The sequence below is a fragment of the Bathymodiolus azoricus thioautotrophic gill symbiont genome, from assembly GCF_001298715.1.
Taxonomy (GTDB): Bacteria; Pseudomonadota; Gammaproteobacteria; order PS1; family Pseudothioglobaceae; genus Thiodubiliella.
The window spans coordinates 1-1433 of record NZ_CDSC02000401.1 but is presented as its reverse complement, the minus strand read 5'-3'; the positions used below and the strand labels follow the sequence as shown (position 1 = coordinate 1433).

General features: G+C 45.3%; 1 protein-coding gene. It reads left to right on the top strand.

Annotated features, from left to right (window positions below; genetic code table 11):
* Nucleotides 1-57: 57 nt before the first annotated feature.
* Nucleotides 58-1433 (top strand): FG-GAP-like repeat-containing protein (locus tag BAZSYMA_RS07750; RefSeq protein ID WP_241502591.1); only part of this gene is annotated, 1376 nt, incomplete at its 3' end.

The window sequence follows — 1433 nt, the reverse complement described above, 5'->3', positions numbered from 1 at the left end:
AAAAAATATCATGGTATCATTGACAGTTAATTTAAATCAATATTGAGGAAACCAACCATGCAAACAAAAACTAGTCAAACTAAAGCACAAAAAGCCGTTAATCAACCTACAATGGCTTCGCCGAGTGTTGCTTTGTATCGTGGCTTTGTTATTAATGGCGAGACGGTAAGCGACCAAAGTGGCTACTCAGTCTCCAGCGCAGGCGATGTCAATGGCGATGGCTTGGATGATTTGATTGTGGGTGCTAGGTACGCCGATCTAAGTGGCAAATCAAATGCAGGTAAATCTTATGTTGTGTTTGGCAAAGCCAACGGCAGTGCCATCAATCTAAGTGCTATTGCTGATGCAAGCAACCCTACAGGAGGCTTTGTTATCAATGGTGAGGCAACGAATGATTATAGTGGCGTCTCAGTCTCCAGCGCAGGCGATGTCAACGGCGATGGCTTGGATGATTTGATTGTGGGTGTTAGTAATGCTAGATCAAATGCAGGTAAATCTTATGTTGTGTTTGGCAAAGCCAACAGCAGTGCCATTAATCTAAGTGCCATTGCTGATGCAAGCAACCCTACAGGGGGTTTTGTTATCAATGGTGAGGCAGAGAATGATTATAGTGGCGTCTCAGTCTCCAGCGCAGGCGATGTCAACGGCGATGGCTTGGATGATTTGATTGTAGGTGCTTTTTTTGCCGATCCAAATGGCAAATCATCTGCAGGTAAATCTTATGTTGTGTTTGGCAAAGCCAACAGCAGTACCATTAATCTAAGTGCTATTGCTGATGCAAGCAACCCTACAGGGGGCTTTGTAATTAATGGCGAAGCAACGAGTGATTATAGTGGCGTCTCAGTCTCCAGCGCAGGCGATGTCAACGGCGATGGCTTGGATGATTTGATTGTGGGCGCTAAAGGCGCTGATCCAAGTGGTAGATCAAATGCAGGTAAATCTTATGTTGTGTTTGGTAAGGTAGGCAGCAGTGCTATTGATCTGAGCACCATTGCTGATGCAAAAAACCCGACAGGGGGCTTTGTTATTAATGGTGAGGCGGCGAATGACGAAAATGGCTTCTCAGTCTCCAACGCAGGCGATGTCAACGGCGATGGCTTGGATGATTTGATTGTGGGTGCTGATAAAGCCAGTTTAACTGGTAAATCAAAAGCAGGTAAATCTTATGTTGTGTTTGGTAAAGCCAACAGCAGTGCTATTAATCTGAGTACCATTGCTGATGCAAGCAACCCTTTAGGGGGCTTTGTAATTAATGGCGAGGCGTTGGGTGATCAAAGTGGCATCTCAGTCTCTAGTGCAGGCGATGTCAACGGCGATGGCTTGGATGATTTGATTGTGGGTGCTAGGTACGCCGATCCAAGTGGCAAATCAAAAGCAGGTAAATCTTATGTTGTGTTTGGCAAAGCCAACAACAGTGCCATTAATCTAAGTGC